The organism is Paenibacillus sp. J22TS3 (assembly GCF_018403205.1).
Classification (GTDB): Bacteria; Bacillota; Bacilli; order Paenibacillales; family Paenibacillaceae; genus Fontibacillus; species Fontibacillus tuaregi.
In genome coordinates this window covers 907,267-931,025 of record NZ_BOSF01000001.1, presented here as the reverse complement: position 1 = coordinate 931,025, position 23,759 = coordinate 907,267, and the positions used below count along the sequence as shown (strand labels likewise).

General features: G+C 51.7%; 18 protein-coding genes. 11 read left to right on the top strand and 7 right to left on the bottom strand.

The window, feature by feature from the left end:
• The first annotated feature begins 3 nt into the window (after window positions 1-3).
• Entirely contained in the window at window positions 4-3,105 is a 3,102-nt protein-coding gene (locus tag KJS63_RS04395; RefSeq protein ID WP_213618069.1) for an alpha-mannosidase, read from the top strand.
• A 252-nt stretch (window positions 3,106-3,357) separates the two neighbouring features.
• Here KJS63_RS04395 and KJS63_RS04390 read toward each other — a convergent pair whose 3' ends face one another.
• Window positions 3,358-3,714: a group I truncated hemoglobin gene (locus KJS63_RS04390; protein ID WP_213618068.1), complete on the bottom strand. Its 357-nt coding sequence runs from the start codon at window positions 3,712-3,714 to the stop codon at window positions 3,358-3,360.
• Window positions 3,715-3,831: 117 nt separating this feature from the next.
• Window positions 3,832-5,064, bottom strand: a complete 1,233-nt coding sequence (locus KJS63_RS04385; RefSeq protein WP_213618067.1) for an ROK family transcriptional regulator — start codon at window positions 5,062-5,064, stop codon at window positions 3,832-3,834.
• 153 nt (window positions 5,065-5,217) lie between these two features.
• On the opposite strand from KJS63_RS04385, the gene xylA reads away from it, so the two are divergent.
• A complete protein-coding gene (gene xylA / locus KJS63_RS04380; protein ID WP_213618066.1) occupies window positions 5,218-6,534 on the top strand; it encodes a xylose isomerase in 1,317 nt (438 codons plus the stop codon).
• A gap of 59 nt (window positions 6,535-6,593) precedes the next feature.
• On the top strand, window positions 6,594-8,090 hold the full coding sequence (xylB, locus tag KJS63_RS04375) for a xylulokinase (protein WP_213618065.1): 1,497 nt from the start codon (window positions 6,594-6,596) through the stop codon (window positions 8,088-8,090).
• A 149-nt stretch (window positions 8,091-8,239) separates the two neighbouring features.
• Here the strand turns inward: xylB and KJS63_RS04370 are convergent, their stop codons facing one another.
• Window positions 8,240-9,328: a Gfo/Idh/MocA family protein gene (locus KJS63_RS04370; protein ID WP_213618064.1), complete on the bottom strand. Its 1,089-nt coding sequence runs from the start codon at window positions 9,326-9,328 to the stop codon at window positions 8,240-8,242.
• 258 nt (window positions 9,329-9,586) lie between these two features.
• Between KJS63_RS04370 and KJS63_RS04365 the strand changes: the two genes are divergently transcribed.
• Genes KJS63_RS04365 through KJS63_RS04355 form a run of 3 tightly spaced genes read left to right on the top strand, consistent with a single transcriptional unit; the run spans window position 9,587 to window position 12,691 of the window.
• Complete coding sequence (locus KJS63_RS04365; RefSeq protein ID WP_213618063.1) at window positions 9,587-10,573, top strand: Gfo/Idh/MocA family protein; 987 nt, start codon at window positions 9,587-9,589, stop codon at window positions 10,571-10,573.
• 37 nt (window positions 10,574-10,610) lie between these two features.
• Window positions 10,611-11,597, top strand: a complete 987-nt coding sequence (locus tag KJS63_RS04360; protein ID WP_213618062.1) for an AraC family transcriptional regulator — start codon at window positions 10,611-10,613, stop codon at window positions 11,595-11,597.
• A gap of 14 nt (window positions 11,598-11,611) precedes the next feature.
• The gene (locus KJS63_RS04355; protein ID WP_213618061.1) at window positions 11,612-12,691 is read left to right on the top strand and encodes a Gfo/Idh/MocA family protein; all 1,080 of its coding nucleotides are present in this window, start codon (window positions 11,612-11,614) and stop codon (window positions 12,689-12,691) included.
• A 104-nt stretch (window positions 12,692-12,795) separates the two neighbouring features.
• Here the strand turns inward: KJS63_RS04355 and KJS63_RS26400 are convergent, their stop codons facing one another.
• Window positions 12,796-15,420, bottom strand: coding sequence for an S-layer homology domain-containing protein (locus KJS63_RS26400; protein WP_213618060.1), 2,625 nt, complete (start codon window positions 15,418-15,420; stop codon window positions 12,796-12,798).
• A gap of 287 nt (window positions 15,421-15,707) precedes the next feature.
• Between KJS63_RS26400 and KJS63_RS04345 the strand changes: the two genes are divergently transcribed.
• A complete protein-coding gene (locus tag KJS63_RS04345; protein WP_213618059.1) occupies window positions 15,708-17,579 on the top strand; it encodes an S-layer homology domain-containing protein in 1,872 nt (623 codons plus the stop codon).
• A gap of 151 nt (window positions 17,580-17,730) precedes the next feature.
• Here the strand turns inward: KJS63_RS04345 and KJS63_RS04340 are convergent, their stop codons facing one another.
• The gene (locus tag KJS63_RS04340; protein WP_213618058.1) at window positions 17,731-18,186 is read right to left on the bottom strand and encodes an SRPBCC domain-containing protein; all 456 of its coding nucleotides are present in this window, start codon (window positions 18,184-18,186) and stop codon (window positions 17,731-17,733) included.
• Window positions 18,187-18,270: 84 nt separating this feature from the next.
• Complete coding sequence (locus tag KJS63_RS04335; protein WP_213618057.1) at window positions 18,271-19,242, bottom strand: helix-turn-helix transcriptional regulator; 972 nt, start codon at window positions 19,240-19,242, stop codon at window positions 18,271-18,273.
• A 394-nt stretch (window positions 19,243-19,636) separates the two neighbouring features.
• Between KJS63_RS04335 and KJS63_RS04330 the strand changes: the two genes are divergently transcribed.
• Entirely contained in the window at window positions 19,637-20,101 is a 465-nt protein-coding gene (locus tag KJS63_RS04330; RefSeq protein ID WP_213618056.1) for a CBS domain-containing protein, read from the top strand.
• An 84-nt stretch (window positions 20,102-20,185) separates the two neighbouring features.
• Here the strand turns inward: KJS63_RS04330 and KJS63_RS04325 are convergent, their stop codons facing one another.
• Entirely contained in the window at window positions 20,186-21,259 is a 1,074-nt protein-coding gene (locus KJS63_RS04325) for a M42 family metallopeptidase (protein ID WP_213618055.1), read from the bottom strand.
• 413 nt (window positions 21,260-21,672) lie between these two features.
• On the opposite strand from KJS63_RS04325, the gene spoVAC reads away from it, so the two are divergent.
• The 3 genes from spoVAC (at window position 21,673) to KJS63_RS04310 (ending at window position 23,742) form a co-directional block, all read left to right on the top strand.
• Window positions 21,673-22,176, top strand: coding sequence for a stage V sporulation protein AC (spoVAC, locus tag KJS63_RS04320; protein ID WP_213618054.1), 504 nt, complete (start codon window positions 21,673-21,675; stop codon window positions 22,174-22,176).
• Window positions 22,177-22,199: 23 nt separating this feature from the next.
• Entirely contained in the window at window positions 22,200-22,550 is a 351-nt protein-coding gene (gene spoVAE / locus KJS63_RS04315; protein WP_068616135.1) for a stage V sporulation protein AE, read from the top strand.
• Window positions 22,551-22,791: 241 nt separating this feature from the next.
• Window positions 22,792-23,742, top strand: coding sequence for an AAA family ATPase (locus tag KJS63_RS04310; protein WP_244862481.1), 951 nt, complete (start codon window positions 22,792-22,794; stop codon window positions 23,740-23,742).
• The last annotated feature ends 17 nt before the right edge of the window (window positions 23,743-23,759 follow it).

Sequence of the window (23,759 nt, the reverse complement as noted above, 5' to 3'; positions counted from 1 at the left end):
GGAATGGAACGAATCAGGCGTTTTATCCGGGAATTGTCGGAATGCCAGTGGCTCTATCAACGCGAGCTTCGCTGGGAGATCACGCGGGCCTATTACAAGCTGCCTGGAGTGTATGAGAACAAGCTTCCGTACCCTGAAGGGGAAGATTTGAATCCTTTCCCCAGTACACAGGGGACCACATATTTCTTCAGGGCCCAGCCTACGCTTCCCGCGGATTGGGGAGACGGCCCGTTTGGGCTGGTGTTCGAGTCCGGCGGAGAAGGGCTGCTGCGGGTGAATCGTGAATCGTATCAAGGCCTGGACCGCAATCATGCGTATGTGACGCTGGACCCTGCCCAAACCGGAAGGGCTCCCGAGCTTGAGATTGAACTGTTCGATCCGGTACCTGAGCCGGTTGACCCGCTGAATCGTCAGGCAGTCATTCAGCCTCCGATTAGCGCCGTAACGAGTCTTCTTGTGCTTCCTAATGAGCCCGTAAGAAGCCTCATGTACACCGTGATTGTCGTTAGAGACACGGCGCAGCTGCTGGGCGAGGGGGATTTCCGCCGCACCCGTTTGATCCAGGCTCTTTACCGCTCGATGGACCGCTTTATAGGTCTGGATTCCGATGCAATCCGGGAAGGTCCCGCAATTACGGAAATTGAAGCTGGACTCCGCCGGGAAGTCAAAGACATAGGGGGCAATGCGGAAGGCTTGGAGCATATGGTCGGACAGTCTCATATTGATGTTGCCTGGCTGTGGCCGGTTCGGGAGACCGTCCGCAAGACCAGTCGGACCTTCTCAACGGTGGACCGGCTGATGGAGGAGTATCCAGGTTACCTGTATGCTCAGAGCCAGCCGCAGCTGTTCGCTTTTCTGAAAGAAAACGACCCTGATCTGTATGAGCGTGTTAAGGCCAGGATTAAGGAAGGGCGCTGGGAGCTGGTTGGAGGCATGTGGGTAGAGCCCGATTTGAACATCCCCAGCGGGGAGTCCCTGATCCGTCAAATGCTGTACGGGCAGCGGTTCTATCAGGAAGAGTTCGGGAGAACCTCGGCAATTGAGTGGCTGCCAGACACGTTCGGCTACTGCGCCTCTCTGCCCCAAATCCTAAAGCATGGCGGCGTGAACTATTTTATGACGACCAAGCTGGGGTGGAACGATACGAACCGGTTCCCTTATGACCTGTTTTACTGGGTAGGGATCGACGGTACCCCCATCCTGTCCTATCTCAATCACGGCGTTAACGAAAATACCCTGCCGAAGGATATACATGATCATTGGCAGTCTTACCGGGAGAAAGACCGGCATCCCGAGCAAATGCTCCTGTACGGGCATGGGGATGGCGGAGGCGGCGTGACCCGTGAAATGCTAGAGTATATCGACCGGTCAGACCTGATGGTCGGACAGCCCGCTTCTGTCCACAGCACGGCTGCCGAATTCTTCAACAGAATTGACCAGTCCCGGCCGAAGCTTCCGAGCTGGCATGGTGATCTGTATCTGGAGCTTCACCGCGGAACTTATACCACACATGCGCGCAATAAGCGTCATAACCGCCGGGCCGAGGTTCTCTACCGAGAGGCTGAGGTCTGGAATTCGCTGGCCCTGCCATGGATGGAGAAGCCGGAGGAGGCGCAGCTTAGAGGCGATCTGCATGATGGATGGAAGCTGATTCTGCTGAACCAGTTCCATGATATTATTCCGGGTTCAGCTATCACGGAAGCGTATGAGACGTCAGAGAAAGAGTATAAGACGATCTTCGCCAAGGGGAACTCTGCCTTGGATACGGGGCTGGGGCTGCTGGCGGGGCAGATTGACATAGACCCAGCCCGGGAAGGCACACCTTATGTGGTCTTCAACAGTCTAGGCTGGAGCCGCAGTGCAGTCATTCATCTGGATACAGATGCGGGTCAACATTTTGTTCCGTACGGCTGGAATGGAACAGAGCTTCAATCCGAGCCTGAAGAAGGTGGAATAGCTATTCGGGTACCGGATATCCCGGCATTCGGATATGCAGCCTTCTGGCTTGTTCCGAAAGGAACGGCAGCACCTGCTGAGCTGGCGGCATCCACCCTTGAGGATATCTGGGAGACGGGATTGTATAAGGTTCGCTTTAATGAGCGCGGGGAAATCACCAGCCTGTATGACAAGACTGCTGGGCGAGAGGTCGTGAAGCCGGGCGAATGTGCGAACCGGTTTGGCTTCTTCCATGACCGTCCGACGCTCTGGGATGCTTGGGATATTGACGACCGATATGAGGAGCAGCCAGCAGGAACACCGGAGCTGCTTGAGAAGAAGGTTCTCGCTCAGGGAGCTGTCCGGGACGTTCTTAGATTCCGCTGGCGGATACATGAGTCCGAAATTGAACAGGATTTAATTTTCTATCATCAGGACCGTCGGATTGATTTTAAGACCCGGGTTAGCTGGAAGGAAAGCCATAAGCTTCTCAAAGTGGGCTTTCCAGTCCATGTGGTAGCGGACAAGGCCACATTTGAGATTCCATTTGGCTCGTTAGAGCGGCCAACTCACCGGAATACGAGCTGGGAGCAGGCTCAGTATGAGGTCTGCGGGCACCGGTTCGCGGATGTGTCTGAACACGGGTATGGCGTCAGTCTGCTGAATGACTGCAAATATGGTTATGATGTTCAGGGCAGCACAATCCGGTTGTCGCTGCTCCGTGCCCCTAAATGGCCGGACGTGACGGCAGACCAGGGAGAGCACGAATTTACGTATTCGCTGCTTCCGCATGAAGGGGATTGGCGCGCGTCCCATACGCTGCGGGCGGCTGCCGAGCTGAACCTTGAGACTCCCGTTCGCAGGACAGTTCCAGGCACAGGGAAACTTCCAGCCATTGGATCACTTCTGGAGCTAAGCAGCCAGCATGTTGTGCTGGACACCGTGAAGCCGGCAGAAGATGGAAGGGGCTTCATCCTCCGGTTCTATGAATCCGCAGGTGGCCGGGAAGAGATTTCACTTCGCTGGCCGTATTCCATCAACCGGGTATATGACTCCAATGCTCTGGAAGAAGCCGGTGAAGAAATTCCAGTGACAGAAGATCGAATCACTTTAAAGTTCTTGCCTTACGAAATTAAAACTGTGTTTATTGAAGCAGGCTTGGACCTATAGAAGGATATATGTGTTTGCTTTGTCAAGAGACTGTGGGCAAACGCTAGCGGACGCCTTTGGTTTTGGATGTCATCCCCTTAGGATAATACCAAGAAATCCACAACCAACAGCGACGGGAGCGACGTTTGTGCTCGAAGCCTTTTGAGCACAAACCGAATTCCTATAAAGAATCAGGGGCCGTCTTTTGAGACGGCCCCTGATTCTTTTAACGATTCGTGCTGATTTTAAATTCCTGAACGGGTTGAGCCACCATCACTTATAAATAATGTCCCCACGCAGAGCCTCGACCTTCTCAAGCGCCTGTCCGGCATCCGCTTCACTGATCCCAAAATGCAGCAGGGCTTCGCGGAGATGTTTAACAATGGCATCGAAATGGACAGGCTGCAAATTCATGCCTGTATGAACTTTGGACATGGCACCGCCGGTATATTGGTTCGGGCCGCCTAAAGCGTAACTGATAAACTTGGTTTGATGCGTACGCTGTTTTTTCATATCTGTATGTTCAAAAAACTTGTTTACCGTCTCATCTGCCATTACCAGATCGTAGAAATAGTCAACGACCTTCGCAATGCTCTCCTCACCGCCAAACTTCTCATATAACGTACTCATCCATATCAGCCCCTTTTATTGACACTTACTATTAACATAACCAATTAATGGAGTTTGATTCGCTAATGTTAATGGAGTTTGATTCGCTAATGAGATTGGATTTGACTCTGTCTGCTGCTACCGGTGTGCCTTCTCGACAGACACCCTCATTTTATCGAAGAACTGGTTGAGTGCCATGGAGGCTGCCCCAAGCATCACGGCTCCCATGCTCAGATGGGAAAATTCAATGCGGACCTTGTCCTTGTGGAAGGGGAGAGACCGGGCTTGGACAGTGTTTTTGATTTCATCAGCAATCCAAGCTTCGGCAAGGGCGATCCGGTTCCCGATGATGATCAGTTCCGGATTAAATATATTGATTAGATTGGCAATTCCGATGCCCAGATAACGCCCGTTGTTCTTCAGCAGCGTCTCGGCCTCGGGATTACCGTCTTCGGCAAGCTGAATAAGGTGCTCAAGCCGCATCGCACTCCTGCTTCCTTCGGCAGCACTTTTGCCGGGAGGGAACGCCTGCATCAAGCTGCCAGACCGGCTTGCCTCCTCCATGAGCGCCCGCTCGGAAGCATACAGCTCCCAGCAGCCATAATTTCCACAGCTGCACAGCTTGCCGTCTACCTCAATGGTGGTGTGTCCAGCCTCCCCGGAATAGCCATAGGCCCCTTTATAAATTCCCTCGCCTATGACAATCCCTGTACCGATGCCATGGCTGACGCTTAAGTAGACCAAATGATTGCTGTCCTGCCCGGCACCGTACTGCCGTTCTCCTAAAGCTCCGGCGTTCGCTTCGTTGTCAATGGCAACAGGAAGCAAGAACTCCTCCCGCAGCCAGCGGCCGAGCGGCACATCCCGCCACTCCAGGTTAGGCGCGAACAAGACGTTCCCTTCACCGTCCACAATTCCGGGAACTCCCGCCCCAATCCCTACTACGCCATAATGACTCTTCGGGGCGGTATGGATGAAGCATCTCACCGCATCCGCAAGCACCTGATATACATGTTCAGGAGCTCTCGAATCAAAGGTATGTTCGGCCTGGTCGACCACATTGCCGTGAAGATCGCAGAGGACCAGAGACACCATGTCCACGCGGACATCCACGCCTATAGCGTATCCGGCCTGCTGATTGAATTCTAGGAGCACGGGCTTTCTTCCGCCGCTTGATTCTCCTTGTCCAAGTTCCCGAACCAGACCACTCTCAATGAGCTGGTTCACAAGGTTGGAGACGGTTCCTTTATTCAGGCCTGATTTTACCGACACCTCTGCACGTGAGATCGGAGAGTGGGTACGGACAAGATCAAGCACAATGGAGCTGTTGATTTGTTTGACCAGGGACTGGTCGCCAGTAAGCTGCTGCATGGATACACCTCAATTGCTGAAATACGTTCATTGTACCCAGTGTAGAACGGACAATAAAAATAAGCAATAACTTAGTTTATCCAATAGACAAACTAAGTAGACAGGAGTATTATAGTGGCAGGAACAACATTCTGGGTTTAGGGAGGCTGAACAATGAGTTATTTTTCAAATGTTCATGAAATCGCTTACGAAGGGCAATCATCAACGAATCCATTTGCTTTTAAGTATTATAATGCCAAGGAGCAGCTTGGCGGCAAGACGATGGAGGAGCATCTTCGGTTTGCAGTCGCATACTGGCATACCTTTACGGCAAATGGAACTGATCCTTTCGGTTCGGGTACAGCTATCCGCGGATGGGATACATACTCCGGCCTGGATCTGGCCAAGGCGCGTGTAGAGGCTTCGTTTGAATTTTACAGCAAGCTGAAGGTACCGTTCTTCTGCTTCCATGACCGGGATATTGCTCCCGAAGGGGACACGCTGCAGGAGACGAACCGCAATCTGGATGTTATTGTAGATATGATTAAGGAATACATGAAGACCAGTGACACGAAGCTGTTGTGGAATACTGCCAACATGTTCACCCATCCGCGGTTCACACATGGCGCCGGCACTACAAGCAATGCTGAGGTGTACGCTTATGCCGCGGCCCAGGTTAAGAAGGGGCTTGAAGTGGGCAAGGAGCTTGGGGCGGAGAACTATGTCTTCTGGGGTGGACGTGAAGGATATGAGACACTGCTGAATACGGATATGGAGTTTGAGCTGGACAATCTGGCCCGCCTCTACCATATGGCGATAGACTATGCGAAGGAAATCGGCTTTGACGCCCAGTTCCTGATTGAGCCGAAGCCGAAGGAGCCGACCAAGCACCAGTACGATTTCGATGCCGCGACCACGCTGGCTTTTCTGCACAAGTACGGTCTGAAGGATCACTTCAAGCTCAACCTTGAAGCGAATCACGCCACACTTGCAGGCCATACGTTCGAGCACGAGCTCAGGGTTGCCCGGATCAACGGGGTTCTTGGGTCACTGGACGCGAACCAGGGGGATATGCTGCTTGGATGGGACACTGATGAATTCCCGCAAGATCTGTACACGACTACACTCACAATGGTTGAGGTGCTTAAGAACGGCGGCCTGGGCCGGGGCGGAGTGAATTTTGATGCAAAGGTGCGCCGGGGGTCCTTTGAGCCGGAAGACCTGTTCTATGCTCATATTGCTGGAATGGACGCTTATGCGAAAGGGCTTAAAGTTGCCTATAAGATGATAGAGGACCGTGTGTTTGAGAACATTTTGGATGAAAGATATGCAAGCTTTAAGGAGGGAATTGGACAGGAGATCGTATCCGGTCGGGCGACTCTGAAATCTCTTGAGGCCCATGCTTTGCAAAATAATCCTGTCCGTAACAAATCCGGCCGTCTGGAGCTGATCCGTTCGGTATTCAATCAATATATCCTCGGTGATCTCTAATTCCCGGATAAGGGGAAGGCCTTGGAATTTGTCTTCTGTAACAGTAAGGAGGTTATCGGATGGAGTATGTAATAGGGATTGACCTCGGGACCAGCTCGGTTAAGGCCTTGTTGGTAGACCAGAAGGGGAGAATATGCGGTGAGGCCGCAGAATCGTACCCATTAATTCAACTGAGATCCGGGTACAGCGAACAGGACCCGGAACTTTGGATCAACATGACAATCAAAGCCCTGGGCAGATTGATCGAGGCTTCCGGCGTAGACCCGGAAGCTGTGACCGGGATGAGCTTCTCCGGGCAAATGCACGGCCTCGTCCTGCTGGATAAGCAGCACCGGGTTCTCCGCCATGCGATACTCTGGAACGATACCCGCACAACGGCGCAATGCCGTGAAATTGAAGCCAAACTGGGCGACGATCTTCTCAAATATGCCAGAAATCCGGCTCTGGAGGGGTTCACCCTGCCGAAGCTGCTCTGGGTACGCGAGCATGAGCCGGAGCTGTTCCGGCAAGCTGCGGTGTTCCTGCTGCCTAAGGATTATTTGAGGTTCCGCCTTACCGGTCAAATCGCCATGGATTATTCGGACGCGGCAGGAACCTTGATGCTGAATGTTCCGGCCAAGGCTTGGAGCCCGGAAATCTTGTCGGCCTTTGGCATTCCGACGGAGCTCTGCCCGCCGCTTGTCTCATCTGACGCTGGCACGGGCACATTGCTGCCGGAAATCGCTGCGGCTGCCGGGCTAACCAGCCGGGTTAAAGTATTCGCCGGAGGCGCGGACAACGCATGCGGAGCGATTGGGGCAGGCGTTCTTAGGCCGGGGGATACGCTGTGCAGCATCGGTACCTCCGGAGTTATCCTCTCTTATGAGGATAACCCGGGGGCGGATTACGGCGGCAGGCTGCATTTCTTCAACCACGGCAGGGCGGATGCTTTCTATGCCATGGGGGTTACCCTGGCGGCGGGGAACAGCCTGACTTGGTTTAGAGATACCTTTGCGCCGCAGAGTTCTTTTGATGAACTGCTTGAGGCTCTGGATGAGATTCCGCCTGGAGCTGGAGGGCTTCTGTTCACGCCTTACTTGCCCGGAGAGCGTACACCTCATGGGGACGCGTCCATTCGCGGCAGCTTCATTGGGCTCGATTCCAGACATACCCGTGATCATCTGGTTAAGGCTGTGGTTGAGGGAATTACCTTTTCCCTGGCCGAGTCCATTCGCATTCTCAGAGAACCCGGGCAGCAGGTGGAGAGTGTCATTTCGATAGGCGGCGGCGCAAGAAATGAAGCGTGGCTCCAGATTCAGGCGGACATCTTCAATGCTGAGGTGATCCGGCTGGAGAGTGAGCAGGGTCCCGCTCTGGGCGCGGCTATGCTGGCCGCCTGTGGACTGGGATGGTATGCCTCGCTGGAGGACTGTGCAGATGCTTTTGTCCGGCGGGCGGGTGTCACATCCCCGAATAAGGAGCGTGTTCAAGTTTACGAGGAGCTGTTTGATTTGTACCGTCAGGTATATGCTAATACACAGGCGCTGAGCAAAAAGCTGGAGAAGTATAGAGGATAGACCATTAAAGCGGGTACCCCGGTCTGCGGAGCAATCAGAGGGTACACATATAAGAAAGACCGTTCACCTAGGCATTTGCCTGGGCGAACGGTCTTTCTTATATATGGGCAGATCCGGTTAATCCGGGGTTCTGGCGCCTATTGCAGGAATCAGCGGCCGGACAGATAGACGGCCTGCCCCGTTTTGGCAGACTCATAAATGGCTTCAAGAATTTGCGATACGACATAAGCCTGTTTAGGGGTAACTACCGGCTCCTTGTCCTGCTCGATCGCTTCCAGCCACATTCTCATCTCAACATCAGGAGCCTCCTCCGATGCGCCGGAATAGAAGGCAACACCGCCTGATTTGAGGTCAACCTCGCTAACATACAAGCGCCCATGGCTCTCGCCGTTGATGCGGAGCCCATCCTTCATATCCGCGCCGCCCTCGGTCCCGCTTAATGTACATTTGGCTTCATCCACTTCAAGGCTGTTCAGCGCCCAGCTGGACTCCAGCATAATGGTAGCTCCGTTCTCCATCACAATCATTCCGAATGCGGAGTCTTCCACTGTGAAGGCGGCCGGGTCCCATGGTCCCCAGGCGTTGGCAGCATTCTCGCGCTGGGAGAGCTTGTGGTATGCCGTGCCGAGCACCATCTTCGGCGAGTAGTTATCCAGCATCCAGAGGGTCAGATCAAGGGCGTGGGTTCCGATATCAATCAGCGGGCCTCCCCCCTGCTTCTCTTCGTCGAGGAATACGCCCCAGGTTGGTACCGCTCTTCTGCGGATCGCGTGAGCCTTGGCATAGTAAATGTCCCCAAGTTCTCCAGCTTCGCAAATCTGCTTCAGATGAAGGCTGTCGGGGCGGAACCTGTTGTTATATCCAATGGTCAGTTTCTTGCCTGTGCGTTCTGCGGCATCAAGCATCCGCTTGGCATCCGCAGCGGTCTTGGCCATCGGTTTCTCACACATCACATGCTTGCCCGCTTCAAGTGCGGCAATGGAGATGTCTGCATGCGAATCATTGGGTGTACACACATGTACAATCTCTATGGATGAATCGCTCAAAAGCTCGCGATAGTCAGTGTACGTCTTGGCGTCATCACTGCCATACTTGCTCTGTGCCTGCTCCGCACGTTCAGGGATTAAGTCGCAAAATGCGGCAATCTCCACGTTTGGCAGCTTGGCCAGGCTGGGGAGATGCTTTCCATTGGCAATACCACCGCAGCCAATAATGCCAATCCGGTATTTATGTGTCATAGGATGTGGACCTCCATTGTGTGGTTTTCGCCAGGTTCGGCGTTCCCTGTCAATGTACCACGGGCGAAAGGCGCTGCCTATTTCAAAGATGCGGCATGAGGGACTACAATTAGGCGACATTTAGGAGTGCTAGCGATCAGACGGGTCAATCTGGATGTCGTAAATTTATAGTTTTTTTGGCGTTACAGTGCATATATTTATATGTTTTACTGTGATAACTTAAACCCGTGTCGTAAAATTGTATAGGAGAGTGAACCTATGATTCGCATTGGAAAAATCAGCTACTGGCATGTGCATGCTGAAGAATATACCCAGCAGGTGCTTGATAACCCGCATTCGGAACTCGCGGCTATCTGGGATGAGGACCCGGTACGCGGTGAGCAGAAGGCCGCCCAATATGGTGTGCCGTTTATTGCGGATTTGGATGAACTGCTGCAGCGGGAAGATATTGATGCCGTCGTAGTGGATGCGCCGACGAATCTGCATCACGAGGTGATGGTGAAGGCGGCCCGGGCAGGCAAGCATATTTTCACGGAAAAGGTCATTGCCCCAACGCTCCAGGAAGTGAACGAAATTATGAACGAAGTTGCGAAAGCCGGTGTCAGAATGGCGGTATCCCTGCCGCGTCTGTATGAGGCCTATACGCTGGCTATTCAGGAGGTGCTGGACAGCGGACGGCTCGGAAAACTCACAGAAGCCCGTGTCCGTCTGTCCCATAATGGGGCAATCGCGGGGTGGCTGCCTGCTCACTTTTATTCGAAGGAACAGTGCGGCGGAGGGGCCATGATCGATCTCGGTTGTCACCCGATGTACCTGGTTCGTTTATTCCTGGGTATGCCGGAGCAGGTAAGTGCGGTGTTTGGATACGTGACGGGCAAGGAAGTTGAAGACAACGCCGTGGTTATACTCGGCTATGGCAGCGGTGCTGTAGGAATCGTGGAGGCTGGATTCGTGAACGCCCGTTCTCCATTCTCGGTGGAAATTCACGGGACAGAGGGTTCCCTGCTGTTCGGCCTGCCGCAGGAGAAGATACTGGTTAGCAGCAGCGAAGGCAGCGGGTGGGATGAGGTGGAGGCAGGAGATCGGCTTCCTATCGGATTTGACCAGTGGATTACACACATCCAAGAGGGCAAGGAACTTAACTTTAATCTTGAAATCGCCAGAGATTTAACTTCGCTTATGGAAGCTGCTAATCTCTCAGCCCAAGAACACCGGGCTGTCCGCATTGATGAATTGAAGGGATAATTTACAGCTAAAAAACAATGGAAGGGAGAGACGGTTTATGCATAAAGATCGGGAGCAGGTTAGACAGCCTGATCTATTCACACGGCTTCGTACGAATCAACGGTGGGATGTGCTGGACCGTCTGGACCTGCAGGTTCGGTGGGGCGGTTATGGAATCCGGGTGCTGCGCTGTCATCTGACAGCCTTTCTTCCGGGGCAGGTAGTCCCATTTCATCAGCATTCGGAATACGAGCTTCATTTCATTCCACAAGGCCGGGGGAAGGTGGCTTTCGAGCACCGGGAGTATGATCTTAAGCCAGGTATGTTCTATATTACAGGTCCCGGTGTTGCTCATGAACAGTGGTCAGATGAGTCAGACCCGATGTATGAGTTCTGTCTTCATTGCGATATTACCCCCCTGCCGGAGGAACTGGGCAAGTCTACGGAGTGGGGGGACGGCATAGAAATGTCTGAAGCCGAGGAGTGCATCCGCATTCTGGACTCCTCCTCAGCTGTGCCTGTCGCAGACCGTTATAATGCGATGGCCTGCTTCCTGGATGCTTACCGGATCTATGATGAACAGAGGGTAGGGTTCTATACCTCGCTTAAGCAGGCTATTATCCAGATGCTGCTAAGAGCGGTACGTGCCTTCGCACCTGAGGAACAGACCGTGTCCATCCCTGAGCGGGACATGTCGGCCCACCGTTACCGCCAGGCCAGGCAGTATATGGAGGATAACGCCTCACGGCCGATTACGCTGGAAGAGGTGGCCATGTCTGCGGGGGTCAGTCCCCGCCAGCTTCAGCGCATCTTTGTCAAAGAGGGAGAGGCGACATTCCGGGAGGAGCTGGAAGAGGTTCGGATGACCCGGATCTGCTCGGATCTGGCGACCAATGACAAGCCGATTGAAGCGATTGCCCTGGCACATGGTTATGCCAATGTGAACTATTTATATCCGGTATTCAAGAAGAAGTACGGTCTAACTCCCGCGGCATATAGAAGGCGCCAGCAGTCCCTTGCCACCAGCTTCGGGCCCACAACTTAAAAAGGAGATTTGATATGGATCGGGTTAGAATAGGTATTATCGGAAGTGGAGGCATTGCGGGCGTCCATGCCGCAGCTTACCGCAAGCTTCCCTTTGTCGACCTTGTCGGCGTGGCTGACATACTTCCTGGGCGTGCCCAGCAATTTGTGGAACAGCATGAATTAGTAGGAACGGCTGCTTTTGACGGGCATGCGGAACTGCTTAAGATGGACTTGGATGCGGTCAGCATCTGTACGCCGAACGCTTCCCATCATCAGACAACCGTGGATGCCCTGCGTGCAGGCAAATACGTGCTGCTGGAGAAGCCGATGTCGGTCATGCTTGATGAAGCGGTGGATATGGTCAAGGTCTCTAAAGAGACAGGAAAGTGGCTGTCCATAGGCTTCCAGCCGAGATACGATCCGAATATGAAGAAGCTGAAGGAAATTGTGCAGAGTGGAAGATTAGGCGATGTTTACTATGTAGAGACAGGCGGCGGCCGCCGCAGAGGGATGCCGGGCGGCACATTTATCAGCAAGAAGCTGGCGGGAGCTGGGGCGATGGCAGATATCGGCTGCTATTCGCTGGATATGGCGCTTAATACACTGGGATATCCCCGGCCCGTTTCTGTCTATGCCAGCACATCCAATCATTTTGGGCGCAATCCGCTCTATCACCATGAGGCTAGCAGGTTTGAAGTTGAGGATTTCGGGGCTGCAATGATCCGGTTTGAGAACGATCTTATCCTCCAGTTCAAAATATCCTGGGCTATGCACATGGATACGCTCGGTGCCACGATGTTCCTTGGAACGGATGCTGGACTGAAGGTGCAGCCTTTTGGAAGCGGCCCTTGGTCCGGTGTGTGGGACGGTAAAGTGGGCTCAATGACCCTTTATCATGACGACTTCGGCGGCCATACCTCTACAGAAGTGCCTTTGATTGAACACCAGATCGATCCGTTCTTTGAGAAGATTCGTGATTTTGCGGAAGCGGTAAAAGATGGCAGACCTGCCCCGATTCCAGGGGAAGAAATTCTGATTCAGCAGGCGATCATTGATGGGGTGCTGCGGTCGGCGGATTTGAGGCGTGAAGTTTCGATTGAGCTTCCCAGGTAATAGGCTGCTTGCTTAACATCGAGGTTGGATTGCTGCGGGCAGCGGCAACACAAACAGCCGGTCAATTAATGACCGGCTGTTTTGGTGTTCTAAGGGGAATTATTTTATTTCTCCAAGCTCTCCAGCAGTGTTTTGATCTGTGGATTCAGATTCAACGAATTCAGGATAGCCGTCAAAGCCTCTGCGCGTGTGGCCGTTGATTTTGGATCGAATTTGGTCTTGCTGACACCGCTTATCACGCCAGTCTGGGCAGCAGATTGGATCTTGTCCTTGGCATAGGAAGAGGAGATATCCGTAAACGATCCTTTGGACTGATCCTTAGGCAGCTTTTCCATATTGACCAAGCGAGACAAAATAACAACCATCTCTTCGCGGCTGATCGCTTTATTTGGTTTATAGGTACCATCACCGTATCCGTTTAGGACCCCGGCTTTTGTGAGTTGATCGATTGCATTCTTGGCCCAGTGGTTTTCAACATCGGTCAGGTTTAATTTCTTTCCGTCGCCCGTGCCCGTGATGTTGAAGACTCTGGACAGAATTACCGCAAATTCGGCGCGGGTCATTTGCATGTCCGGGTGGAAGGCCCCATCCGCATATCCGTTGACCGTTTTTAATTTTGCAAAGGTATCAATGGTCTTCTCGGCCCAATGCCCGCTTATATCAGAGAGAGTGGCCTTCACGGCTGAAGCCTTTGCTTCTTTCACCTTAGTCTTAATGCTGTCGACTACATTGCTGTCCGCCTTAACCAGGACTGGGTTGAAAATGTCTCCTGCCCCAGAAGAATCCGGGGTGGTTACAACCGGACCCGGCTGGCTAGGCGTGGAAGGCACGGAGGGTGTGGTAGGTATGGTTTGTGCAGGAGGGGCAGGAACACTAGATGAGCCGCCTCCGCTGGAAGTTTCTCCACCTCCACCTGATGTGCCGCCAGACCCGCTGCCTGTTCCCGGATCTGTAGTGACAACCGGGTTGTTAACCGTAACATCGATCTTCTGGGTGATGCCCTGGTAGGTGGCGGATACCTTTGTGGTACCGGCGGATACGCCGGTTACTTTCCCGTGGTCTACAGTGGCTATAGAGTTATTCTCTGAAGCCCAAACAGCCTGGCTGGTGGTATCCTCGGTGCTGCTGCCAGACTTCATCTGCAGCTTGATTTGCTGGACAGCGCCCGCAGTCAGCGTTACAGAGGCTGGTGACATAATCAGCTCTGCTGGAGCAGAGATGTTCACCTTCAGCGTATAAGACTCCGTAGAACCATCCTCAGCTTTTACTACCAGACTGGCCGGGGCCACGGACGGAGGCAGGAAGGAGCTGCCGCTGGTCATGGCAGTTCTCCCGTCATACAGAACAGAAGCTCCCGGGCTGACCTGGAAGGTGACCAGCTTGTTCTGAGTCATGTCCGTACCATACGGAAATACGACCTCAATTGTCTTATTCGCTTCATCAATCGTACCGGTATTGCCGTCCCAGGTGAAGGCTGAGAAGGCCTTCTCGCTGGATGCCGGCTGCTGCACGGCAGCTCCGCCAAACGCGCCAGGCTTATACGTAGACGTATCGTACCATTTATAGCCGGGTGCGGGAACAGTAGTCGGTTCTGCTTGCGGTTCGGTAGACGAGGAAGGTTCCTCGCCGCTCAGCAGCTGAGTTTGAGGGTCCAGCCCCACTCCGATATAACCGTCTAAGGATGTGGCCGGTTCCTGTACAGCCAGCCATTTTACCAGATTGCTGAGCAGAGTCTGATCGTCATATTCATGAAATCCGTCAGTGACGGATTTAGATTCACCGGTATCCTCCCGCAGATACTTTGGTGTGCTGTCTTCAGCAACAGACATATCCCCGAGAAAAGCGGCCTTGCCTTTTCCTATCTTCGCAATAGCGGCATAGGCACCTTCAAAGAAGCCCCCATCGTTATATACACCTTGATCTACTGCCCCCGGCCACTTGTTGGCGTCGGTCAGTGGGGGCAGATAAACAATTCCCTTCGCTTTGGTTGGATCGGTGATTGCAAGGGTGCTTCCTCCATGAATGGCAACCTTGCTGACTCCCGCTGTAACGCCAAGGGATTGATCCGGTGCCACAATGTTATTTGCGGTCAAAGGTGTGGCTTCATCCGCCGCATGGTCAATGGCGTTATAACGGAAACGCACCCCGAAATTACTACTGAGCCAATCGTTGGAGCCCACATTAGCAACAGCATTCTTCTCTTCCGCACCCATTCCGAGCGTGGGATCAGTCCATGCACCCCGGCGGTAGCCGTTATAAACTTCAGAAGGATCCCAGCGGTTCTGGTTCTGGTCGGAATTGTAGTTATCAGAGATAAAGAAGACCGCCCCGCCATCTTGGGCAACATAATCCGTGATTACCTGCTGCTCATCACTCGTAAAAGGATTGTTGGCGCTGGCAGTGATAAGTACGTCATAACCGGCGAGATCCTCCTTCGTAATCGGAGTCGACTTTCTCAGCTCCTTGACATAAAACCCGAGATTCACAAGCGAGTTGGCAAAATCCGAGAACGCTCCGTCAATGACAGGATCTGCATTACCTGATGTGTTGGCATGCGCATTGTCAAACAGAATCTTTTTTCCTGAAAAAGCTTGGTCCTGCTTACCGGTAATGAAAGGTGCAAGATCGCTGGCCCCTTCGGCGTGTGCTGACGGAGCAGGCGTCCAAGGCTGAACGGATGCCAGGATTGTGAATGCCAGCAGTGCGGACATTCCTTTTTTGATTGACATGTCTGAAATTCCCTCCTGATGTGTGTACTGATGCCAGTCTAATTAAGTGCTGTTATTTCCCGGCTAGTTAAATATCGACATATAGGACCTTAAAATTTAGGATGAATACTCTGAATATAGTTTCATAGAAATCTTCAAAGATTCCCCACTTCCACATATCGCCAAATTACGAAATGCATAGTAAAATATACCCAGATAAGAGAATAGGCTGATTGGCTTGGTAAATCGCTCATCGAGTACTAGATTCAACCTTCTCTAGTCAAATTTGCATAACAAGGGAGAGTCATATGAAAAAGTGGATCGTTAAGTGTTCGGCCCTTCTGCTCACGGTATTTCTGTCAGTCCCCGGTTTTGCGGCTGCAGAACAAACCGTGTCTTTTACCGATGTAAAAGGAACCTATTGGGCCAAAGATGCGATTGATAGTCTGGTTAGTCTTGGTGTGGTGAAAGGCTTTGAGGACCGGACGTTCAAACCGGAATCCCCGGTGACCCGGGAGCAGTTCGCTCAGTTGATTACCCTGGCCTTTTATCTGGATATTCCTTCGGATGATACACAGACCTACAGAGATGTATCCAAGACACGCTGGTCGTTCGCCGCAGTGGAAGCTTCCAAAGATTTCTTGACCGGTTATTATCCGCCCAATGGCAAAGCGTTCTTCGACCCGACCGGCAAAGCCACCCGGGAAGATGTGGCTGTAGCTCTGGTAAAAACACTGGGTTATCAGCCGGATGACCTCAAAGACGCGGATATCCTTGAACGGTACTCAGACTCGGATGAGGTCTCACCGAATTTGCGGACTTATCTGGCACTCGCCGTTGAGAAAAAGCTGATGACCGGCTACGAGGATTTTACGATCAAGCCGGACAAGGCGGTAACCCGCGCGGAAGCTGCTTCGCTGCTCTACCGTGTGCTTAAGAGCGCATCCAGTGAAAGCCAGACTACGATGAGCCTGAATGTGGAAGCTCCTGAGACGACTTCAACCCCAACCTTCTACATCACCGGCGATGTTACCAAAGGGGCAAGTGTGTCTATTAATAACAAGGAAGTTGAAGTTGTTCAAGGCAAATTCAGGGTTGCAATTCAACTGAAAGAGGAAGGGACCTATACGTATACCGTATCCGCAAGACTTCCTGGTGGAAAGACTCAGACAGTAATCAAGCAGGTCAAATTTGAGAAAGGCGCTCCAAGCCTGGTTGTTACAGGTATTCCCGAGTCCACGGATAAGTCGAGTGTGACGGTGGGCTGGACGGTGAAGGATGAGAATGACCCGAATCCGGTCATTTATGTAAATGACCAAAAGATCTCGTACGGCAGCAGCTCCACAGTAAACTTAAAAGAAGGTGACAACACCATTACAGTCAGAGCGGAGAATAGATTCGGAAAGTCCGCTGTGGTTACCAAGCATGTTGTTTTTCAGACCAATGGTCCGGTACTGAAGGTAAGCGACCTGCCGGAAACCACCAACAAGAATTCTGTAACGGTAAGCTGGACGGTATCCGACCAGAATGATTCATTCCCTCAGGTCTATGTTAATGACGAAAAGATCTCGTACAGCAACAGCAGCACCGTAAGCTTGAAAGAAGGAACCAACACCATTGTGATTAAAGCTGTGAACAAGCTTGGCAAATCCACGGTGGTAACCAAGACGATTAAGTTTGTAAGCAGTGGCCCGGTTTTGAAGCTGGGAAGCATTCCTGAAACCACTTCGAAAAGCAGGGTTACGGTGTCGTGGACCGTGACTGATGAGAATGACAGCTTCCCTGTTGTTTACGTTAACAATAATAAAATCTCGTACAGCAGCAGTACTGAAGTTCAGCTCAAAGAAGGAGCCAATACGATTACCGTCAAGGCTGTCAACAAGCTTGGTCAGGAGACACAGGTTGTTCAGAATATTACCTTCGACCCTCCGGCACCTGATCTCAAGCTTGAGTATGCACCTGAGACGACAACTTCTGCTTCATTCACGCTGACTTGGTCCGTTAAGGATGAGAATGACTATAGTCCCGCTGTATATGTTAATGACGAGAAAATTTCTTACAGCAATAGTACCCGTCTCGCACTCAAGCCAGGTCTGAACACATTTAAAATCGTGGCCACGAACAAATTTGGGAAAAAGACGGAACTGACTTACAATGTAACCTATACTCCGGCAACCTAGGATTTAGATAAACAAAGACCCGCAAGGCGTTTATGCCCTGCGGGTCTTTGTTTTGTGAGCATCTGACCTCAGGATGTACGGTAATTATTGTGGAAAGAGGTTTTCCCTGCGGCTGGCTTTATTGCGTGTGAACCACACGCGACTGGGCCTGTCAGCCGAACTCTAAGGTGTGTCCCGTCTCCACCAGAGTTTTGATGTTGCTTATAATCATAGGCCATGCACTCTTGCTTCCATTATAGGAGGGGTCACCCGGTTTCCACTCATCGTGGATTAGAGTGAGCTTGGTTGAACCGCCTACGGTCTCCAGAAGCCAGGAAATGCGTGATTCAGGGCTGTCTTCACCGGGATTCTCCAGATAGGAAGGACCGACCTTATGCGTATAGCGGAATGCCCTGTTCGGAGAGAACTCCAAGAGTGTGCCATAGACATGAAGGGTCTGGTCTCCGTCCTTGCCAGGTCCAATGTATTCGAGCGGATCACCTTCTTTAAATGTGGAGTGGATGACACTCCCGTAATAAATTTTTGCTACTTGATGCGGGGCTACAAGGGCATCCCATACTTCCTCCAAAGAGCCTGCGATATAAATTTCATACTTTAATTCATCCATGGCAGCTGCCTCCTTTGAGTCATTGAAGATCATGTACGGATTCTGTACTCCCTCACTATAGCGTCCATTGACTGACAGTGATTGTCAGTCAACCAGAGATTGGCGGTAATGCTCCAGCAAGCCGGTGAGCACTTCCACCATTTTGTGCTTCAGCTCGGGCGGTTCCAGGACAGAGACTGCTTTGCCATAAGGCAGCAGGAAGTAGGGCACATAAGTTCGGACCGAATCTTCCGGTAGGCTGAAGACGGCCTCACCATCTGAGCGGTGGACAAGCATACGGCTGAACATCCAGTGTCTGCACAGCTCATTTAAGGCTTGTTCCTGTCCGGAAATCCGCACAGTCACTGAGGGCACGTTCCCTGCAGAACTTGGGAGAAGGGAGTCCATGAAGAATGCTCCGGCGGAGAAAGAAGGGGGCTGCTCGAATGTGTCATCTGTCAGTCTGAGCGATTTAATCCGGTCGACGCGGAAGCTCCGGATCGCTTGACGTTCATGGCAGTAGCCGACCACATACCAATTGTTCTTCCACTGGACAATGCCATACGGATTCAGCCGGCGCTTTTTGGGCTTGGCTTCTTTACCCGACAAATACTCCATCAGAATGGTGATGCCTGCAGCAGCAGAGTGGTCGAGCTGGCGCAGTTGCTCCTGCGCGGTATGATCTTCAGGAAAGATAACACCCATGCGCTTTTCATGGAGGAGAACCGTCTCGAGCTGCTCTGGTCCAATGTAGGTCTTGAGCTTGGACACCGCGCGGCTTAGGTGGTCCGGATAAGGATACCCGGCCTCCTGTGCGAACTGTGCGGCTTGAGCCAAGGTCCTCTGCTCATCAGGATCAAATACTAACGGTGCTGCCTTAAAACGTTCCATCAGGCGGTAGCCGCCCTTATGTCCAGACTCCGCAATGATCGGTACCCCGCTTGCACATAATGCGTCCACATACCGATAGACGGAGCGAATGCTGATCTCGAGCTCCTCGGACAGTTCCTTAGCTGTGATGAGGGTACGATTCTGAAGTATCCAGAGGATGGACATCATGTAATCGGCTTTGGCCACGCGGGTAACCTCCTTTTTCGATAAGATTGCCTGCTATATAAAATGAACTTATGAAGGTCACCCTTATGGGTCGCTGCGATGCCGAGTGTTCTTTAAGGCCGCTGTTGTCTCCGAAATGCTTGAACTGGATATCCAATGTAGAGGCATTTCGGAGACAAAGGCGGACGATCCGCTTCTTCAGAATCACTCGGGACCGAAGCTGAGAGAGGTTAATTTTAAAGTTCGTTTTATATAGTCTCATGTATAATTTCGTCCAGTAACAGGGATTTCCTTGCCGTTGAATAAGAAAGCCGGGACATACTTATACTTACCGGGATTATGATCCAATGCACAGGCTTACACAGAGGGTATATAATATAATAAACATGTATCAACACTGATAGGAGGGTCATGTATGAAGGTCAAAGACTTTATGATTACAAGCCCAGTTACGGTTACCAGTGATACGACATTGAGGGAACTCCTGCAGAAGCTGGTAGAGAAGAGGATAGGCGGAGCCCCTGTGGTTGATGAGTCGGGCAAACTGCTCGGCATGATCAGTGACGGGGATGTAATTCGATACATCAAACCAAGCACTGGACGAGTGTATGATTTCTTCACTTATGTGATCCAGACCGAGACAGAATCTCTGGACACTGCAGTCATTAGTAAACTTCAAACCACAGTTAACCACGTAATGGTGCATAAGAATTTGTACACCGTGTCACCGGAAGATCCATTGGAGAGAGCCATTGAAATTCTTGGCAAGCATCATTTCAAGAAGATTCCTGTAGTGGATGACAACCGGAAGATTGTTGGTGTGATCAGCAGAGGTGATGTGATCCGTCAGCTGGTGAATTCTTTTGTTTTGAAACCTTAGAATACAAGGAACCCTAGGGGAATAAGAAGACCCGGCTATCTTAGAAGATGGCCGGGTCTTTCACTTGTTCAGACAGCAAGCTGACTAGCTGCGTTCAAGGATCGTGTTCAGCGTTGAGCGATCCAGACCGCGTACAAGCTTGATTAGCAGTTCTTTGGCCGCATCGTAGTCATCGGTATGAAGGATGGACGAAGAAGTATGGATATAACGGGAGCAGACCCCGATCACCGTTGATGGAACACCGATGCCGCTTAAGTGAACCTGACCGGCGTCAGTTCCACCTGGGGATACAAAATACTGGTATTTGATTTTGTGCGTATCGGCCGTATCCTGTACATATTCGACCAGCCCGCGATGGGTCAGCATGGTCGGGTCAAGTATGCGGAGCAGAGCACCCTGGCCGAGCTGACCGAACTGCTTCTTATCCCCGGTCATATCGTTCGCCGCACTTGCATCGAGACCGAAGAAGATGTCCGGTTGGATCAGGTTCGCCGAAGTGCGTGCGCCGCGAAGCCCCAGCTCTTCCTGCACGGTCGCGCCGGAGTACAGGATGTTAGGCAGCTTCTCCTTGTGGAGTGCCTCCATAAGCTCAATAGCCAGGCCTACGCCATAACGGTTATCCCAAGCTTTAGCCATGATTTTCTTAGGATTGGCCATTGGGGTAAATTCACAGATTGGCACAATCTGCAGCCCCGGTCGAACGCCAAAGCTTTCAGCTTCTTCTTTGCTGTCTGCCCCGATGTCCAGGTACATCGTCTTTAAATCCACCGGTTTGCTGCGGGTGGCTTCATCCAGCAGGTGGGTGGGAATCGAGCCTACTACTCCAACGATCCGTCCCTTCGGAGTAATAATCTGAAGGCGCTGAGCCAGAACTGCCTGGCTCCACCAGCCGCCCAAGGGCTGGAAGGAGACCATGCCATTCGGGCTGATCCCCGTAACCATAAAGCCTACTTCATCCATATGTCCAGCTACCATGACCTTCGGCCCTTGTTCGTCCCCTCTTAGGACTCCAAACAGGCTGCCAAGACGGTCCTGCACAAATTCACTCGTGTACGCTGACAAACGCTCTTTCACGAAGCCGCGCAAATCTCTCTCGAAACCGGGAGCGGAAGGGAATTCGGTTAATGTACGGAACAAATCGAGTGTTGCTTGATTCATGTTATGTATCTCCCCTTTCTTCATATTTATTAGTATGAACTACAAAGCTATTACTTGTCCAACGAGGTGCCCATTTATGATTAATTCCCTTGGAACACGCACTTTGCCAACCGGCTAGCATACGATGAGAAGGGCAAGGGGAGAATGGATCGGGGGAGGAACCTGGATGCCGGTTGATCAGTTGAAAAAGGTGCTGCTTGTGCTCCTGCTCTTTATTTTGCTTGTGATTGTGCTTTATTTTTTTGAAAAAGAATATCAGATTCTTAGACGATTGTAAGCAGCTTCATCACCAGAAGCTGCTTTTTTTCTGTCTGCAGCTCCGCATATGGATGATTTACCAATCATAACAACCCATCCACTTACAAATAATGAAAGGGAATGAGATGTGATTTATGTTTGAGAAGGAGGAATTCATGTTGTCTGCGAAGCCCCGGCAAGGAGATCATGCTGCTTCATCTTCCGGCACCATGAGCAGCGAGGAATACAAGCAGCTTGCCAAGCAGCACGAGCCCCCGAGAAGGATTTGGAGCAACTGCTTAAAGGCTTTTTTGATTGGAGGCCTGATCTGCTTGATTGGACAGGCTATTCAACAGTTTTTTATTTCGGTGTTTGATATGAATACCCAGGAGGCCAGTAACCCTACGGTTGCCGTGCTGATTCTGATTTCCGTGATTCTGACCAGCCTTGGGGTTTATGATAAAATCGCCCAGTGGGCGGGAGCCGGATCAGCTGTTCCTGTTACCGGATTTGCCAATTCTATGTGTTCCGCCGCGATTGAACACCGGGCCGAAGGGCTGGTGCTTGGGATAGGTGCCAAGATGTTCAAGCTCGCCGGTTCAGTTGTCGTATTCGGGGTTGTGGCGGCTTTTTTGGTCGGATTGGTGCATGTCATATTCGGTTTAAACGGCAGGCATTGATATTTTAACCGGAGGTGAACGATATGATTTTTCTATGGGCGTTTATAATTGGGGGGTTGTTCTGTGTTGTAGGCCAATTGATGTTTGATGTGCTCAAGCTTACACCGGCTCATACCATGAGCACACTTGTTGTTATCGGCGCGATCATGGACGCTTTTGGCTGGTATGAGCCGCTTGTTAAGTTTGCGGGTGCAGGAGCCTCTGTTCCGATTACAAGTTTTGGCAACTCGCTGGTTCATGGTGCGCTGACCGAGCTTCAGAAGGACGGCTGGATCGGCGTCGTTACAGGGATATTTGAAGTGACGAGTGCGGGAATTTCCTCTGCGATTATATTCTCATTCTTCGCCGCTTTGCTGGTCCGTCCAAAAGGTTGATGCTCAACTTACCCATAACTACATGGTACACTCCAACTTCAAGGGCTGCCTATGGTCATCTAAGGATGATCGAAGGCGGCCCCTTATTATGTTTCCGGGCAATCTTGGAGGTTCATACAAATACTTTCGGCAGGTGAGACAGGTATACGACAGACCGATCCATCATGTACAATAGGAAGATATATGCATTCTTATTGTATATTGTATGAGTGCACTATTTTTTGTGGGGAGGCAATCATTTGTGACAATACATTCAGATCAAGTGATCACAACAATCAGAACTAATCTGGAATCATGTATCCTGGGGAAAACCTTTGAGATAAAGCTCTTAATGACCACTTTGCTGGCTGGAGGCCACGTGCTGATTGAAGACGTTCCGGGCACCGGGAAGACCCAACTGATCAAGGCACTGGCCCGGTCCATGAACGGGGAGTACCGCAGAATTCAGTGTAACCCCGATATTCTTCCAAGTGACATTACAGGAGTGTCGGTGTTTCATCCGCATGAGGAGCGGTTTGTCTTCCGTCCGGGTCCTGTTATGACCCACATTTTGCTTGCGGATGAAATTAACCGGGCAACGACCAAGACTCAATCCGCGCTGCTGGAAGTCATGGAGGAAAGAAACGTGACGGTAGACGGGGTGACTTATGCCCTGCCGCATCCGTTTATGCTGTGTGCAACCCAGAACCCGATTGATTTCGAAGGCACTTATATGCTGCCCGAAGCACAGCTTGACCGGTTCATGATGAAAATCCGGATCGGCTATCCTGACGAGATGACGGAGAGAACGATGCTTCACGCCCATCAGAAGGGCCAGCCGGTGGACAGTCTTAAGCCTGTGACCAGTATGGAGGAGATTGTGCGGATTCAGCAGGAAGTCCGCCTGGTTCATGTTAGCGATGCGGTGATGAATTATTTGCTGGAGATTGTCCGCCGGACAAGAGAGCACGAAGGGGTGCTTTTGGGAGCGAGTCCAAGGGCCTCACTTGCTTTTCTACAAGCAGTGAAAGCGTATGCATATATTAATGATCGGAATTATGTGCTCCCGGACGATATTAAGCAGCTGGCCCCTTATGTGCTCGGTCATCGGATACTGCTTCGTCCTGAAGCGAGATTGGACAGCCTGCATGCGGAGGGCGTGCTGCAGACGATCCTTAGGCAGGTCTATGTTCCGGTGTCCGTTGAGCGGTAGGGTTATGATGGATAGCT